13 protein-coding genes are annotated in these 16,947 nt (G+C 61.4%); 1 reads left to right on the plus strand and 12 read right to left on the minus strand.

The window, feature by feature from the left end; genetic code table 11:
- Nucleotides 1-51: 51 nt before the first annotated feature.
- From ACZ47E_RS19980 to odc2, 6 genes are all read right to left on the minus strand, one after another.
- Nucleotides 52-750 (minus strand): OmpW/AlkL family protein, encoded by a 699-nt coding sequence (locus tag ACZ47E_RS19980; RefSeq protein ID WP_004445064.1) that lies wholly within the window; start codon nt 748-750, stop codon nt 52-54.
- Between the two features lie 277 nt (nt 751-1,027).
- A complete protein-coding gene (locus ACZ47E_RS19985; protein ID WP_034496672.1) occupies nt 1,028-2,323 on the minus strand; it encodes an MFS transporter in 1,296 nt (431 codons plus the stop codon).
- A gap of 87 nt (nt 2,324-2,410) precedes the next feature.
- Nucleotides 2,411-2,812 (minus strand): MarR family winged helix-turn-helix transcriptional regulator, encoded by a 402-nt coding sequence (locus ACZ47E_RS19990; protein WP_004445069.1) that lies wholly within the window; start codon nt 2,810-2,812, stop codon nt 2,411-2,413.
- A 94-nt stretch (nt 2,813-2,906) separates the two neighbouring features.
- Entirely contained in the window at nt 2,907-4,148 is a 1,242-nt protein-coding gene (locus ACZ47E_RS19995; protein WP_174150075.1) for an MFS transporter, read from the minus strand.
- A gap of 202 nt (nt 4,149-4,350) precedes the next feature.
- On the minus strand, nt 4,351-4,920 hold the full coding sequence (locus ACZ47E_RS20000) for a GNAT family N-acetyltransferase (RefSeq protein WP_174150076.1): 570 nt from the start codon (nt 4,918-4,920) through the stop codon (nt 4,351-4,353).
- Nucleotides 4,921-5,111: 191 nt separating this feature from the next.
- Entirely contained in the window at nt 5,112-6,245 is a 1,134-nt protein-coding gene (gene odc2 / locus ACZ47E_RS20005; protein ID WP_004445074.1) for an ornithine/lysine decarboxylase, read from the minus strand.
- 537 nt (nt 6,246-6,782) lie between these two features.
- On the opposite strand from odc2, the gene ACZ47E_RS20010 reads away from it, so the two are divergent.
- A complete protein-coding gene (locus tag ACZ47E_RS20010; protein WP_004445076.1) occupies nt 6,783-7,676 on the plus strand; it encodes a LysR family transcriptional regulator in 894 nt (297 codons plus the stop codon).
- A 246-nt stretch (nt 7,677-7,922) separates the two neighbouring features.
- On the opposite strand, the gene ACZ47E_RS20015 is transcribed toward ACZ47E_RS20010, so the two are convergent.
- From ACZ47E_RS20015 to ACZ47E_RS20040, 6 genes are all read right to left on the minus strand, one after another.
- Entirely contained in the window at nt 7,923-8,876 is a 954-nt protein-coding gene (locus tag ACZ47E_RS20015) for a substrate-binding domain-containing protein (protein ID WP_004445078.1), read from the minus strand.
- Nucleotides 8,877-8,948: 72 nt separating this feature from the next.
- A complete protein-coding gene (locus tag ACZ47E_RS20020; RefSeq protein ID WP_004445079.1) occupies nt 8,949-9,950 on the minus strand; it encodes an ABC transporter permease in 1,002 nt (333 codons plus the stop codon).
- Nucleotides 9,951-10,000: 50 nt separating this feature from the next.
- Nucleotides 10,001-11,524 carry a sugar ABC transporter ATP-binding protein gene (locus ACZ47E_RS20025; protein WP_278067566.1) on the minus strand — a complete coding sequence of 508 codons (1,524 nt, stop codon included), beginning with the start codon at nt 11,522-11,524 and terminating at the stop codon, nt 10,001-10,003.
- 198 nt (nt 11,525-11,722) lie between these two features.
- On the minus strand, nt 11,723-12,346 hold the full coding sequence (locus tag ACZ47E_RS20030; protein WP_077986949.1) for a TetR family transcriptional regulator: 624 nt from the start codon (nt 12,344-12,346) through the stop codon (nt 11,723-11,725).
- A 100-nt stretch (nt 12,347-12,446) separates the two neighbouring features.
- Nucleotides 12,447-15,581, minus strand: a complete 3,135-nt coding sequence (locus ACZ47E_RS20035; RefSeq protein WP_278067567.1) for an efflux RND transporter permease subunit — start codon at nt 15,579-15,581, stop codon at nt 12,447-12,449.
- 11 nt (nt 15,582-15,592) lie between these two features.
- Nucleotides 15,593-16,783 (minus strand): efflux RND transporter periplasmic adaptor subunit, encoded by a 1,191-nt coding sequence (locus ACZ47E_RS20040; protein WP_464017135.1) that lies wholly within the window; start codon nt 16,781-16,783, stop codon nt 15,593-15,595.
- Nucleotides 16,784-16,947: the final 164 nt, after the last annotated feature.

Below are 16,947 nucleotides of genomic sequence, written 5' to 3' on the forward strand. Positions count from 1 at the left end.
TATAGCCCAGAAAGCGCCGCCCGTCAAAGGCCGCGCTTCATCGATCTACTGTCAGAAACGATAGGTGATACCCGCGCCAATCAGCCACGGATCCAGCTTGGCCTTGCCGCTGATCGGCGTGCCACCGAGTTCCGCCGTCCAGTCGGTCTTGAGGAAGATCTTCTTCACGTCGAAGTTCACACCCCAATGCTCATCCAGCATATAGTCGAAACCGACCTGCACGGCGGCGCCCAGCTTGTTCTTGACGTCGAGATTGCTGAAACCGGGCTTTTCGGTCTGGTTGTAGAACAGCGAATAGTTCACGCCCGCGCCGATATAGGGCTTGAAAGCGCCGAAGTCGGTGAAGTGATATTGCAGCGTCAGTGTCGGCGGCAGCAGCCAGGTCTTGCCGACCGGCGTGCCGGCCAGCACGCCCTCGCCATTGATTTTGGCATAGGTGGTGCCGAGAATGAGTTCGGCGGCGAAGTTATCGGTGAAGAAATAGCTGATGTCGAGTTCCGGGATTACCGTATCCGAATAGGACAGGCCAGCCCCTGGCACACCGTCGACGCTCCCGCTGTCGTTGGTGATGACGCCGAGGCCGCGCACGCGCAGCATCCACGGGCTTGCCGCCGCAATCGCTTCCTCCGCAGTCGGAGCCGGCGCCGCCTGGGTCATATCAGCGGCTATCGCATCGGCGGAACCGAGCATGGCGGCAACGCCAATCGCAACACTGGCAAGCAAGGCGTTGTTTCTGTTTCTATTCGTCATTCCATCTCTCCTATAGCGCACCGCAGCCGGGCAAGTCCCCGGAACCGGCTGATGACGGCGGGCCTTGCGAATCTTCGCCTGCCGCAACCGCTTGGGAGCCACTATGACGAAGGGTGACGCAGGCCGATTGAGATGGATCAAACCGGGATGCCCTTCATGTATGGAAGCGATGAACCGGCAAGCATTGTGACAATTACGCAACAATGCCGCCCGGCGACCCGCCTACGAAAGTCGGAATACGGAGAAGGCCACATGCGCAGGCCTCCCCCTATGCATATCACGCCGTCTGCGGCGTCAGGGTCGCGGAGCCCGGCTTTCGCAGCAGCAGAACCGAGACGGCGGCAATCATGCACATCAGACCGGCAATCTGCAGAGCGGGCATATAGGTATCGAAGTCGCTCTTGAAGAAACCGGCGCCAAAGGCGGCGGTGGCTGCCCCCAGCTGATGGCCGGCAAAGACCCAGCCGAAAACAAGACCGGCCTTTTCACGGCCGAAGTTTTCCGCGGCAAGCTTCACCGTCGGCGGCACGGTCGCTACCCAGTCCAGCCCGTAGAAGACGGCAAAGACCGAAAGCTCCACGAAGCTGAAGCCTGAGAATGAGAGGTAAAGCAAGGACAGACCGCGCAGACCGTAGAACCAGAACAACAGGAAGCGATTGTCGAACCGGTCGGAAAGCCAACCGGCGAAGATCGTGCCGAAGAAGTCGAAAATGCCGATCACCGCCAGCGTTCCCGCCGCTGTTACCGCAGCCATGCCGAAATCGCCGCAGATCGAGATCCAGTGTGTCTGGATGAGACCGTTGGTCGAAAGTCCGCAGACGAAAAACGTGCCGAACAGCACCCAGAAGACGGGGTTGCCCGAGACGCTTTTCAGCGTCACCAGCGGCGATGCCAGCGTTGCGAGGAGATTGTGGTCCTGCTTGACCGGCTTTGTCACCACCGTCTCGCCATAGGCCGGCAAACCGACGTCGGCGGGGTGGTCACGCATCAAAAGCAGGACGAGGACCATGGCGGTGGCAATCACCGCAACGGACAGGGTCAAGGCGGTTCGCCAGCCATAGGCTTCCGTCAGCGCCGCCAGCAGCGGCAGGAAAACCAGCTGGCCGGTGGCGTTGCTTGCCGTCATCAGGCCGATCACCAGTCCCCGACGCTTGGAAAACCAGCGTGTCGCCACGGTGGCGCCCAGCACCAGGGCAGTCATGCCGGTGCCGACGCCGATCACCACGCCCCAGAGCAGCAGCAATTGCCACACCTCAGTCATGAAAAACGAGGCGACAATGCCGCCCATGATCAGGGCAAGCGCGGTGGAAACCACCTGCCGGATGCCGAAATGGTTCATGAAAGCGGCGGCAAAGGGCCCAAGCAGACCGAACAGCACAAGCCTGACGGCCATGGCCGAAGAAATATCGGCGATATCCCAACCAAATTCCTGATGCAGCGGCTGGATCATCACCCCCGCGGATCCCATCGCACCGGCGGTGGCCAGCATGGTGAGAAAGGTGGTCGCGGCGACGAGCCAGCCATAGTGCAGATTTCTGCCGGCCATCCAGCTGGCGAGGCGTGTGGAGAGCATGTTCGAATTCCCTTTCCGGCGGCCGCGGCCGATATTTTACGGGTATATACCCACATTGCGGGCAGATAACCGCATATGCCCAAAAAACTACAGGGCTGCGAGCAGTTCCTGCAATTGTGCTGTTTTCTCGGGCCCAAGCCGGGCCTCGATTTCATCCTGCACCCCATCCCAGAGCGGTGCGCCCGCCTTAAGGATCGCGTGCCCTTCCTCCGTTACGGTCAGCATCGCTTCCCGCTGATCCTCGCCGTGACCAATAGCGACCAGACCCATCCGCGCCAGCACCTTGGCATTGCGGCCAACGGTGGAGCGATCCAGTTCCACCCTTGCAGCCAGGTCGGTCAGCGAGACCGGCGCAACGCGGTTGATGTTCCGCAGCAGGCTGAACTGACCGATGTTGACACCAAGCGGCGCCAGCGCCTCGTCATAATAGGACGAGACCTTGCGGGATGCTTTGCGCAACAGAATGCAGTGGCAGCTATCGTTTGGCATTTGTCTCGGGTATATACCCGCAAATTCCCGGGCGCAAGGGGGTATGGAACGCAAAGATGCGACAAAACGGCCGGAGATCGCCATGCGGCAGGGTTCAGAAGCGCAGTCGGAAGAAGCCATAGGCGGCAAGAACCGCACAGACAGAGGCGCCAACCAGATAAGGCATATGCAGCGCCGCGGTGCGGCCGATCTCCGGTTCGGCCAAACTGACCATTATCCCAGCGGCAAAGGCGCCGAACGACATCGCGCCCCAACCGAAAAACCGATAGACGGAATTGACGCGTCCAAGCAGTTCATCTGGAATGAGCCTCTGCCTGTAGCTGACGGTGACCACATTCCACAACATGCCCGCTGCCGCCTCGAAAAACAGGCCGGCCGCCACCAGCGGCAAGGACGCCGACCGGCCAAGCACCAGATTGAACAGTGCAAATGTGCAAAGCGCCAGAAAGAGGCTTGCCCTCGCCCCCAACCGCCGGGCAAGCCAGGGTGAGACCAGCCCGCCAAGAACGCCGCCAGCTGCGCCACAGGTCAACAGCACGCCATAGGCGGCCGCGGAGAGATTGAGCACCTCCTGCGCATAGAGAACGAGGACTGTCATTCCCCCGACAAATACGGCGTTGATTGCGCCCAGCATGATAGCGAGCCGCAGCACCATGGGGTTGCGCCACATCCAGCCAAGGCCTTCCTGCAATGCCGGCCAGAATGAAGCCGGACCGGAGGGTTTGCGTGGCGGCAGCACGATGAGCCAGATCAACACCGCCGAGACCGCGTAAAAGCCGGCATCAAGGCCGAAGGGAATGGCAATGCCCGCCGCGATCAACAGGCCGGCCAGCGGCGGGCCGATGAACTGGCCGGTCACCTGTTCGGCGCTCCACATCTGGCCATTGGCATGTTCAAGATCACCCGGCGCGACAAGCGAAGGCAGGATCGTCTGCGCCGCATTGTCCCGAACGACCTCGGCGCAGCCGAATAGGAACGCTATTACCGCGAGCGAAAAAATCGCCGACGAACCCGATTGCATCGGTAATGGCAGGTTTGCAGTGGCGGAGATCATGGCGACTGCGCATATCATCAGCGCCAGCCGTACCATGTCTGCCCGCACCATCAGCAAACGCCGGTCGCTTCGATCGGTCCAAACCCCCACCGGCAGCGCAAAAAGCAGCCATGGCAACCGTTGCGCCACCGCGATCATGGATATCAGCAGCGGATCGCTGGTCAGCAACGTGCAGAGCCATGGTATCGCCACCATCGAAATACCATCGGCAAGATTGGATACGGCGCTCGCGGAGAATAACAGGCGGTAATCACGATTGGTTCGGAGTAGAGCTGCCTGCATGCCTGATCCCCTGCCGCTGAAATCACGCCGGAGCAGACATAAACTGTCACAATGGCCAAAGAGCCTATTGCGACCTATCGCCGCCGAACCGGTATCGCATCCGATTCCCCAGCCTCGCATGAAAGAATATTTTGCAGCAATACAATTTCGCTGGATCGGCCCCGGCCACCCGGCCGGAGCACGAAATCAACGGTTGACGGGGTCAGGCAGAGAGCCTGCGGCCGCTTGCCACCAGCAGGCCGGCAGCGCCTTCAAGCCAGCCAGCTTTCAGCTCCAGCGCCAGGAAACGGCTACGCTCGAACGGGCCGGGCATGATGAGATGCAGGGCCTTGTCGGCGAAAAAGCCGAAACGCTCGTAATAGGGTGCGTCGCCAACCAGAAGAATAGCGCCATGGCCCCGCCTGGTGGCCTCGGTAATGGCGGCGCGCATCAGCGCCGAGCCGATGCCCTTGCCCTCATGGGCGGCATCGACGGCAAGCGGGCCGAGCAGCAGCGCTTCGACGGCGCGGCCTTCGCGGGAGATACCGGCTTCGACGTTCCACAGGCGCACCGTGCCGATGACATGGCCGTCCTCATCGCGGGCGACGAGCGCCAGGCCTTCGGCGGGAACGCGGCCGGCGCGCAGCTTTTCGGAAGACTTGCGGCGGCGTCCGGCGCCCATGGCGCGGTCCAGCAGGTTCTCACGGGCAACGACATCGCCCGGATTTTCCTGATCGACATGAAATGTCTGCGGTGTGAAAAATGCCCGTACCGAATTCAAAAGAGCGGCCATCCTTGGCCTCCCGTCACACAACCGCCCACACGCGGCCCTTGATGAAAATTGGTGGAGCCGTTCCGGCCCGCCGACACGCTTTCCTCGGCTGGAAGAGGTGCAGCAAGCAGGGATTTGCGCAACAGCACAATCGGCAGGGCCGGAACGGAAGCTTGGTCGAGACGCCGCCCTTTCAGCGGACGGCGCTCGGATCAGATGACGTAGGCCTTCAGCGGCTCGAAACCGTTGAACGCGACCGCCGAATAGGTGGTCGTGTAAGCGCCCGTGCCTTCGATCAGAACTTCATCGCCGATGGTCAGCGAGACCGGCAGCGGATACATGTTCTTTTCATACAGCACGTCGGCGCTGTCGCAGGTCGGGCCGGCCAGAACGCAGGGCTCCATCTCGTCCTGATCGCGCTCGGTGCGGATCGGGTAACGGATCGCCTCATCCATCGTCTCGGCGAGACCGCCGAACTTGCCGATGTCGAGGAACACCCAGCGGTGGTTGTCATTGTCGGACTTGCGCGACACGAGAACGACTTCCGCCTTGATGACGCCGGCATTGCCGACCATGCCGCGGCCCGGTTCGATGATGGTCTTCGGGATCTGGTTGCCGAAGTGCTTACGCAGCGCCGTGTCGATGGCCTGGCCGTATTCTTCGGCAGCCGGAACGTCGCGCAGGTACTTTGTCGGGAAACCGCCGCCCATATTGACCATCTGCAGGTGGATGCCCTGTTTGGCAAGCGAAGCGAAAACGCGCTTGGCATCGGCCAGTGCCGCATCCCATGCGTCAAGGTTCATCATCTGCGAACCGACATGGAAGGATACGCCGTAGGACTCAAGACCGAGCTGATGGGCGTAAACCAGAACGTCGACAGCCATCTGCGGTACGCAGCCGAACTTGCGCGACAGCGGCCATTCCGCACCTTCGCCATCCGTCAGAACGCGGCAGAACACGCGCGCGCCGGGAGCTGCACGGGCAACCTTCTCAACTTCCTCATGGCTGTCCACGGCGAAGAGATCGATGCCGAGCGCATGGGCGCGCGCAACATCGCGTTCCTTCTTGATGGTGTTGCCGAAGGAGATACGGTCGGAAGTCGCACCCGCATCGAGCGCCATCTGGATTTCAGCCACGGAGGCGCAATCGAAGTTGGAGCCGAGCGAAGCAAGCAGCTTCAGGATTTCGGGAGCCGGGTTTGCCTTCACGGCATAATAGATCGCGCTGTTTGGCAGGGAGTGCCGGAACGCGTTGAAATTGTCGCGCACGACGTCGAGATCAACCACAAGGCAAGGGCCTTCGGGACGTCGGGTCTTGATGAAGTCGAGAATGCGTGCAGTCGTCATCGATGTATTCCCTGTTAAACCGGCTCCGGAAAAATCCGGAGGACAAAGGACGCTCGAGATATGCATTCGAATCAGCCGGTGGAGGCGCAGAATCGATAGCATACGCTCAAGGCGCGAATGTGAACGACGCCCTGCCAGAGCATCATTCGGCTTTGTCTGCCATGGATTGGAGGGAATGACCCGACCGCACTTCAGGCAATGATGGTGTGCCTCTTTAGTACCCCGGCTGATGGAGAGCCGGCAGAGAACCAGAAAGGCCCGCACCGTCGTTGCTTCGTATGTCCTCGCATTTTCCGGTTGGCCGGAATAGCGACTGGAGGGGTTAGTTCCAGGTACCTTACCTAAATCCTCACCACATCGAGGAATCGGCGGACACACATGGGCACGTGCGACTTTGGGCAGCACGGGAGATAAGAATATTCGCCGTCATAATCAAGAGGATTTTTTCACCATATAGCGGAATTTTTCAGCAGCGATTTTATAGTTGAACAGTCAGGATGCAGCGTTCAATTATATGGAACAAACTGGAGGGTTTTCATGGACACGCTGACGCGCATCCGCGCCTTTATCGATGTTGTCGAAGCGGAGGGGTTTTCCGCTGCGGCGCGCAAGACCGGGCGCTCCAAGGCGCTTCTGTCCAAATATGTGCGGGAACTGGAGGACGATCTCGGAGCGCTTCTCTTAAACCGAACCACGCGGCAGTTTTCGCTGACGGAAGCCGGGCACACCTATTACCGCACAGCATCCGACATTCTGAAGGAGATCGACAATCTCGCCGACCTTGTTCGGGAAAAGAATGCCGATCTGAAAGGAAAACTGCGGATCTCCGTTCCACGCACTTTCATCGACGCGGAGGTCGGCCAGAGCCTCATCGACTTCGCCAAGGAAAATCCGGAACTGTCGCTTGAGATCGTCGCGGAAGACCGATTCGTCGACCTGATCGAAGAAGGCTTCGATCTCGCGATCCGGATCACCCGGCTGGAGGATTCGGGCCTGATCGCCCGCAAGCTTTCCGATTTCCGGGTCTATGCGGTGGCGACGGCGGATTTCGTCGCGCAACACGGGCCGCTCGATGGTCCGCAGGATTTCTCCCGCGTTCCCTTCATCATCGACACCAATACGCGTTTTCATAATACGGTGCGGTATCTGGAGCCGGATGGCGGCTCAAATTCGGTCGCCATCAGCGGACCCATCGAGGTCAACAGCCCACAGGCGACCCTGCGCGCGGCGCGTGCCGGCCTCGGAATCGCCATGGTGCCTGACTTTATCGCCCGGCCCTATATCCAGTCTGGAGAACTGGTGACGCTGTTCGACGATTACATTTCCAAGGACCGCGGCATTTATGCGGTCTATCCGCATCGCCGCTACCTGCCCGCCAAGGTGCGCAGTTTCGTGGATTATCTCTCGGCGTGGTTCAGGAAGAACGGGTGAGGGGCCGGGCGGCATTCGCCGAGCGCCCTTCCGTCATGCCGGACTTGATCCGGCATCCAGCCACGGCGCGTCTGCGCCGTGAAAGGACTCTCCCGCGATCAAGGACTTGATCGCCCTGGACCCCGGATCAAGTCCGGGGTGACGGAGTGGGGATGCAGCCGTCTCGCCAAATCCAAACCTGGGCAAAACTTTTAGCAGCATCGACGCCCGCCTTGCAGCGGGCGTCGCATGGCAGAAGCCAGCTCGTCAGAACGGCGAATCCGGGAAGTAGAACTGCTCGGCATTGTCCTTGGTGATCAGCGTCGCATCGAGGATGTACTCACCCGCGACCGGCACCTGATCGTAGAAATGCCCGGCCGTCAGCTGCATGGCGGTCGCCACCATCGCTGGCGGATAGAGCACGTCGACCGGCACAAGCTTGTCGCCGTCCATGACCTTCTTGATCATGTCCTTGGACCCGGCGCCTGCGACGATATACTGGATATCGGTGCGTTTGGCCTGCTGGATGGCTTCCAGCACGCCGATCGCCATATCGTCGTCCTGACACCAGACCACGTCGATCTTCTTGTACTTGGTCAGATAGTCCTGCATCACACGGAAGGCGTCGTCGCGGTTCCAGTTGCCGTACTGGCGGTCGAGAACCTTGACATTCGAGCCGGCGATACCCTTGTCGAAGCCATCCTGGCGCTGCTGGTCGATCGGGATCGGCAGGCCGCGAATGACCACGACTTCGGCATCCGGCGTCGTCTTCTTGATGTATTCGCCGGCCACCTGGCCGAGCGCCGGGTTGTTGCCGGCCACATAGAGATCGCGGATAGAATTGTCGTTGACACTCGGCGCGCGGTCGACGAGCGCGACGAAGGTGCCCTTGTCCTTGATCTCCTTGATGGCGTTGACAAGCGGATCGGGATCGGACGGCAGGACGACCAGCGCGTCGAGCCCCTGCACGGCCAGATCCTGCAGCGCATTGGCCTGGTTTGCGGCGTCCGGCGATGTCTTGACGATGACGTTGAGACCCGGATGCTCCTTCATCAGAAGCTTCGCCACACGTTCGGCATGGTAGACCACGCCCGCCGTCCAGCCATGGTCGGCCGCCGGAATGGACACGCCGATCGTGACCTTTTTGTCCTGCGCGTGGGCCGAACCCGCCAGCACCGTTGCCAGCGCGGCAAAGGCCACGCCGATGAATTTATTACGCATAGTCTCTTTCCTCTCAAGACCGGGGCGTTCCTCCTCCAACCGCGCCTGCCCCACATGGCGCGGCGTGATACCTTACCTGCGGCTGAGCGAGCGCTGCACCAGCATGGCGATGATGATGATGGCCCCCTGAATGGCGCCGATCAGATATTCGCTGACGAAGTTCGACAGGATCATGATGTTGCCGACGATCTCCAGAATGAAGGCGCCGCAGATCGTGCCCCAGATGCGCCCTACCCCGCCGCGCAGCGCCGTACCGCCGACGACGACGGCCGTAATCGCCTGCAGCTCCCACAACATGCCTGTCGTTGCCGACGTAGACGCGAGGCGCGGAACGTAAAGCAGCACCGCAACGGCGACGCAGAGCCCCTGTACCACATAGGCGATGGTGCGAACCCGGGCGACCGGAATGCCGGAATAACGCGCAACATCCTCACTGGAGCCCACCGCCGTCAGATGCCGCCCGTAGCGGGTACGGTAAAGCACGAAGGCGGCTATCGCAGCCGTGACGAAGATGACGATGACCGGCACCGGCACGCCCAGAACATTGCCGAAATAGACCGGGCGATAAAGCGTCTGGATTTCCGGGTTGCGCAGCGTGATCGCGCCGCCCTGCGACAGCCAGGTCGTCAGCCCGCGATAGATACCCATGGTGCCGAGTGTGGCGATGAAGGGTTCGATGCGGCCGATGGTGGTGATGAGCCCGTTTACCAGCCCGCAGGCCGCGCCGATGGCGAGCGCGAGCGCCATTGCCGCAAGAAGCATCAGCAACGGGCTCGCTATCGCGCCGCTGTTCATGAACAGGATCATCAGGCTGGCCACGAAAGCAACCATGGCGCCCACCGACAGGTCCAGCCCGCCCGACGTGATGACATAGGTTGCGCCCAGCGCGATGATGGCGATGAAGGCGCTGCGGGTGATGACATTCAACAGATTGTCGATGCCGATGAAATTGGGATTGGCGATGGTGCCGAGAACCAGCAGCAGTGCCAGCGCCACGAAAGGCGCGACGGCGCGCAGGTCCCAGTCCTTCGAGGTCTTCGGCGTTTTGCCGTTATCAAATGCGGCCTCAGTCATATTTCCCCTCAGTTTCTTTTGTCAGGCCATGTTTCCCCGAACGCGGGCGCTCAGGCGGGTTCCTGCGTGTGAACACCCGTCGCCAGCGCCACGATGTCGTTTTCAGTCATGCGCTCCCCCGTCACCTCACCGACAATCCTGCCCGAACGCATCACCAGAATGCGGTCGCAGATGCCGATCAGCTCCGGCATTTCCGAGGAAACGACAATGATCGAGCGCCCCTCATCCGCAAGCCCGGCGATAAAGCGGTAAATCTGCTCCTTGGTGCCGATATCGATGCCGCGGGTCGGCTCGTCGATGATGACGATGGACGGGTCGAGCAGCATCATCTTGGCCAGCAGCAGCTTCTGCTGGTTGCCGCCGGAAAGCTGGCCCGCCAGCAAGTCCTTGCGTCCTGTGCGAATGTCGAAGTTGCGCACTGCAGCATCAAGCGCGGCCGTTTCCCGGCCGGTGTCGATCTGGAACAGACGGCTGAATTTTTTTAGCGACGCAAGCGTGAGATTGACCCGCAGATCCTTGGTGAGCAACAGCCCCTTCCCCTTACGGTCTTCGCTGAGGTAAACGATGCCGGCCCTGAGGCTGTCCTCCGCCTTGGCGAAGTGCACCGTCCGGCCAAGGTGACGCACCGTCCCACGCCCGGTCCGCAGGCCCAGCACACCCTCCATCAGCTCCGTCCGGCCCGCCCCCACCAACCCGGCAAAACCGAGGATTTCACCTTTGCGCAGGCTGAAACCGGCATCCTGCGCATAACCGGGAACGTTGAAATGCTCCACCTCAAGAACAGGCTCGCGCTCGCCGCCGGCGTTCCGGTCGGGATAGAGTTTCGCCACATCGCGCCCCACCATCAGCCGCGCCATATCGGCCGGCTCCAGCTCCGAGGCCGGGTGAGAGGCGACCAGCCGGCCGTCGCGCAGCACGGTCACGCGGTCGGCGATTTCCTTCACTTCCGGCAGGCGGTGCGAGATATAGAGCACGGCCACGCCTTTCGCGCGAATATCGCGGATGACGTTAAGCAGCGCCTCGGTTTCGATAGGCGTCAGGCTGGCCGTCGGTTCGTCAAAAATGACCAGCCGATGTGGCACGAGCAGCACGCGCGCGATCTGCACCAACTGCCGCTGGGCGATAGACAGGCTGCCGACGATGGCATCGGGGTCTATCACGCCGCCCAGTTCGGTGATCGCCCTGCGGGCGCCGTCGCGCATGGCACGATCGTCCACCACCGGGCCCTTGCGCAGTTCGCGGCCAAGGTAGATGTTCTGCGCCACCGTCAGATCAGGCGCGAGCAATATTTCCTGATGGACGAGCACAATGCCGCGATGTTCGGCATCCACCGGCCCGCTCAGCGTGACGGGGTCGCCGTCGACACGGATCTCACCGCCAGAGGGCTTTTCATTGCCCGCCAGCAGTTTCATGAGCGTCGACTTGCCGGCGCCGTTCTCACCGATGATGGCATGCACCTCACCGGCCCGCACGTCTATCTCTATGTCCTTCAGAACCTGAACCGGTCCGAAAGATTTCGATAACCCGACCGTCCGGACAAGTGCCGGTTCCGCAGTAACCTCAGCAATAGCCATGCGCCCTCACCGACATCCGGTGCGAACGGGCGGCTCCTGCCCTTCGATTGTCCTTGAAGTGACCATGAGCGAACTCCTCCCAAAGCTCGGAGAAGAAGCTAGCGTTGGTTTTGAGGTACGTAAAGCAAATTTCGCTTGTCTGTTAGAATACACTGAAATGTGAGGGCCGTCCGGTGGACGAGGAGCCCGCAAAACGCCTCACTCTGCAGGGGAACGCTGGAAGCCTTTCATGAGGCGATGTACCGCTTCGGCGCCGTCGCTGGCCAGATCGAATCGTTTGCCGAACAGCAGCCAATCGGAGCACATGCCCTTCAAAAGCCAGTAAAGCGCGCCGAGCGCGGATTCCGCGGTCCAGTTGTCGTTAAACGCGCCTTCCGCCTGCGCCCGCTCGAAAGCCGCCTCCAGCCGCTCCTTGTGGTATCGATCCAGCTCCTCCTGCGCATGAAGCACGGGCGCGAACTCATCGGAATAATTGGTACGAAGACTGATCGTCATGATGCGCTGGCGCTGTTCGTCGCCCGCCAGGAGCGCCAGCCATTTGCAGGCCGCTTCTTCTATCCTGGAGAGCAGCGCCGCACCCTTGAGGTCGGGATCGCCGAAATCGAGCAGGTCGGATTCCGGCAGCGCCACCGATTGGTAAAGGCCGATGAAGAGATCGGTCTTGCTGGAAAAATGCCAGTATATCGCCCCGCGTGTGACCCCGGCCGCGGCCGCCACCTCGTCCAGCGAGCTGTTGGCAACGCCCTTCTTGAAGAACACCCGCTCGGCAGCGGCAAGGATCGCCTGACGCGTCTCTTCTGCCTCGGCCTTGGTACGGCGCATTCCGTTATCTCCTTCCACTGCCGGCACGGCGCTTCCGCACCGTGCCTTTCCTCAATGCCGCGGCGTCATGACATGACGGTGTCCCGGCTTTCCCTCGATGTTATTCCGCCGGTGAAACGGCGTCAGCAGCAATCTCGTTCTCCTTCTTCCGATCCCCGAAAATCTTCATGACGAAAACAAAGAACACGGGAACGAAGAAGATCGCGAGGATCGTCGCCGAGATCATGCCGCCGAGAACACCGGTACCGATGGCGTTCTGGCTCGCGGCGCTCGCGCCGGAGGCGATCGCCATGGGCAGCACGCCGAGCGAGAAGGCGAGCGACGTCATCAGGATCGGCCTGAAGCGCAGATGCGCCGCCTCCACCGTCGCATCATAGGTGGATTTGCCCTCTGCCCGCAAATCCTTGGCGAATTCGATGATGAGGATCGCATTTTTCGCGGAAAGGCCGATGATGGCGACGAGGCCGACGAGGAAGTAGACATCGTTCGGCATGCCGCGCAGCATCACCGCCGCCACCGAGCCGATGACCCCGAGCGGCACCACCAGCATGACGGAGAGCGGAATTGACCAGCTTTCGTAAAGCGCTGCGAGCAGCAGGAAGACGAACAGCACGCTGAGACCGATGAGCGCCGGTGCCTGCGAACCCGACTGGATTTCCTGCAGTGACTGGCCGGTCCATTCGAAACCGAAACCGCCGGGTAATTCGCGCGCCAGACGTTCCATTTCGGCAATGGCATCACCGGAGGAGTAGCCCGGCGCCGCCTGGCCACCGATACGGATCGCCGGATAGCCGTTATAACCGACCACCTGAGAAGGACCGCGCACCCATTCCACCGAGGCGAAAGAGCTGATCGGCACCATGCCACCATTGGCGTTGCGGACGTTGAGGTTCAGAAGATCCTCGGTCTTCATGCGCTGGCCCTGTTCGGCCTGCACCGTCACGCGCTGCATACGGCCGGCATTGGGGAAGTCGTTGACGTAGGACGAACCCATATTGGCCGAGATGGTGGCGTTGATATCGCTGAAAGTCACGCCGAATGTGTTTGCCTTCTCACGGTCGATGACGAGATTGACCTGCGCCGCATCCGGCATGCCTTCGATGCGAAGGCCGGCAAGGATGGGGCTCTGCCGCGCCGCGGCCATCAGCTGCGCGCCGGCGGCGCTCAGCGCCGTCTGGCCCGCTCCGGACCTGTCCTGCAGGCGGAAGGTAAAGCCGCTGGAGTTGCCGAGACCCTGAATGGGCGGCGGCGACAGCGCGAAGGACATTGCGTCCGGCAGGCCCCAGAGCTTGCCATTGATCCGGGCTGAGATGGCCGCTGCAGAATCCTCCGGTCCACGTTCGCTCCAGTCCTTCAGCGTCGCGAAGGCGAGGCCGGCATTCTGGCCGGAACCGGAGAAGGAGAAGCCCGACACGGCGATGACGCGTTCAACCGCCGGCTCTTCCAGGAAGATCTTTTCGATCTGCTGGATGGACTGCAGGGTGCGGTCGCTGCTGGCTTCCGCAGGCGCCTGGATGTCCACGATCAGGTAGCCCTGGTCTTCGTTCGGCAGGAACGAGCTCGGCAATTGCATATAGGCCCAGCCGAGACCGACCAGCAGCGCCGCATAGATCACCATGAAGCGGCCGGAGCGCTTGATGATGCCGCCGACCGAAGACGAATATTTGTGCGACGCCTTGTCGAAGTTGCGGTTGAACCAGCCGAAGAAGCCCTTCTTTTCATGATGGCCGGCCTTGATGGGCTTCAGGAAAGAAGCGCACAGCGCCGGCGTCAGCGACAGGGCCAGGAAGCCGGAGAACAGGATCGACACCACCATGGTCAGGCTGAACTGCTGGTAGATGATGCCGACGGCGCCGGGGAAGAAGGCCATGGGCACGAACACGGCCGTCAGCACCAGCGTGATGCCGATGATCGCGCCGGAAATCTGGCCCATTGCCTTGCGGGTCGCCTCCTTCGGCGACAGATGCTCTTCCGCCATGATGCGCTCGACATTCTCAACGACGACGATCGCGTCATCCACCAGAATGCCGATGGCGAGAACCATGGCGAACATGGTCAGAACGTTGATCGAGAAACCCGAGACATACATGATGGCGCAGGTGCCGAGCAGCGCCACGGGCACCACCAATGTCGGAATGATGGTGTAGCGGATGTTCTGGAGAAACACGAACATCACCACGAAGACGAGGATGATCGCCTCGATCAGCGTGTGAATGACCTTCTCGATCGAAATCTTGACGAAGGGGCTGGTGTCATAGGGAATTTCATACTCTATGCCCTGCGGGAAATAGCGCGACAGCTCCTCCATCGTGGCGCGTACGCCCTCCGATGTCTGCAGCGCATTGCCGGTCGGCGATAGCTGCACGCCGATGGCGGCACTCGGCTTGCCGTTCAGGCGGCTCGAGAAGTTATAGCTTTCGCCGCCCACCTCCACACGCGCGACATCGCGCAGCCTGACGGAAGAACCATCCGGGTTGGCGCGCAGCACGATGGAGCCGAACTCTTCCGGCGATGTAAGCTGACCCTGCACGTTGACGGTCGCGGAAATCTGCTGGCCAATCGGGTTTGGCGATGCACCGATGCGGCCGGCGGCGACCTGCGAGTTCTGCGCCTGGATGGCGCCGATGACGTCGCTCGACGTCAGGCTGAGGCCCAGCATCTTGTCCGGATCCATCCAGATGCGCATGGAGCGCTGGGTGGCAAAGAGCTGCGCGCTGCCAACGCCGGGAACGCGGCGCAATTCGCCGAGCACGTTGCGGCTGAGATAATCGCCGAGACCGATGGCATCGGTATTGCCGTCGACGGAGGTGAGCGCCACCATCATCAGAAACGAGGTGCCTGCCTGTTCCACGCGCAGGCCCTGCTGCGTCACTGCCTGCGGCAGGCGTGGCTCCACGCGTGCGATGCGGTTTTGAACTTCGACCTGCGCCTCACCGATATTGGTGCCTGGTTCAAACGTGACGTTGATCGAAATGCGGCCGGAAGCCTCCGATGTCGACTCGAAATAGATCAGGCCGGGAACACCGTTCAGTTCCTCTTCTATCGGGCGCGTGACGCTCTGGTAGATATCTTCCGGCGCAGCGCCGGGATAGGTCGTGGAGACCGAAATCTGCGGCGGCGCCACATTCGGATATTGCGCAATAGGCAGCATGGGAATGGCGAGCAGGCCCGCCAGCATGACGAAGATGGCGACGACCCAGGCAAAAATGGGCCGATCGATGAAAAAACGTGCCATGAAATCGGTCCTTATTGCTTCTGGGCCGGAGCCGCGCTCTCGCTGCCTGCGGCAGCGGCGACATCGGCCTCGTCGGACCAGGGTTCAGGCTTCACCTTGGCTCCCGGGGCGGTCTTCTGGAAGCCTTCGGCAACAACGCGGTCGCCATCCTTCAGCCCTTCCGAAATTACCCAGCGGTCACCGATGGAACGGCCGACGCTGACGCGCCGCTGCTCGACCGTATCTTCGGCGTTGACGACAAGCACGCTCGCCTGACCGCCGGCATCGCGCTGAACCGCCTGCTGCGGCACCGCGAATGCAGCCTTCTGAATGCCCTGCTGGATCTGCACGCGGACATACATGCCCGGCAGCAGATCGCCGTTCGGGTTGGGAAATTCGCCGCGCAGCGTCACCTGGCCGGTGGTCTCATCCACCGCTGCCTCCGAAAACAGCAGACGGCCGGCCTGCGGGTAACGGCTGCCGTCATCGAAGAGCAGATTGACTTCAGCTTCATTCGGACCGGTCATCAGCTTGCCGTCCTGAAGCGCCTTGCGCAGCCGAATGAGATCGGCCGCCGGCTGGGTGAAGTCGGCATAGATCGGATCAAGCTGCTGGATCGTCGCCAGGTTTTCAGAGCCGGTCGCGCTGACGAGCGCGCCTTCCGTAATACGCGCGCGGCCGATCCGGCCGCTGATCGGGGCTTTGACATCCGCATATTGAAGATTGAGCTTCGCTTCCGCCAGGCCTGCCTCAGCCACCGCCACCTCCGCATCGGCCTGCGCCAGCTGGGCAATGGCGTTGTCGAATTCCTGCTGCGAACCAACGTTGGAACGGCGCAGCTGCTGCTGCCTGTCGGCCGTCTGGCGCGCCTGAAGCTGCGCGGCCTGCGCCCGGCGCAACGTGCCCTCGGCGCTGTCGACGCGCACCTGGAACGGGGCGGGATCGATGCGGTAGAGGACATCGCCTTCCTTCACCAGCGAACCCTGCTCGAACACGCGCTCAACGATGATGCCGGAGACACGCGGGCGCACTTCGGCAAGTCGCGTCGGTGCAATGCGGCCCGGCAGGTCGTTGGTTATCGGCAACTCTTCCTGCTTCACTGTCACGACCTTGACTGCACCAGGCGGCGGCGCGCCGGGGGCAGACGCCTGCTCGTCGCTACATCCGACCACAACGATGCCCGCCAACAACACCGCCACGATCTGCCCCAGTCTTTTCGCCATTCTGCGCTCCGAATCCATGAAAAAGGTCACATTTACATACATACTAAGACGTATGTAAATTTCTGACAATAGAATTGTTGCAGCGCAAAACCGGCCTCACGCGCTTGTGAAGCCGCGCGAGACGGCGTGGAAACACGGCCTGCATTCGCAAGAACATCGGGACA

The organism is Agrobacterium sp. 5Ca39 (genome assembly GCF_055382365.1).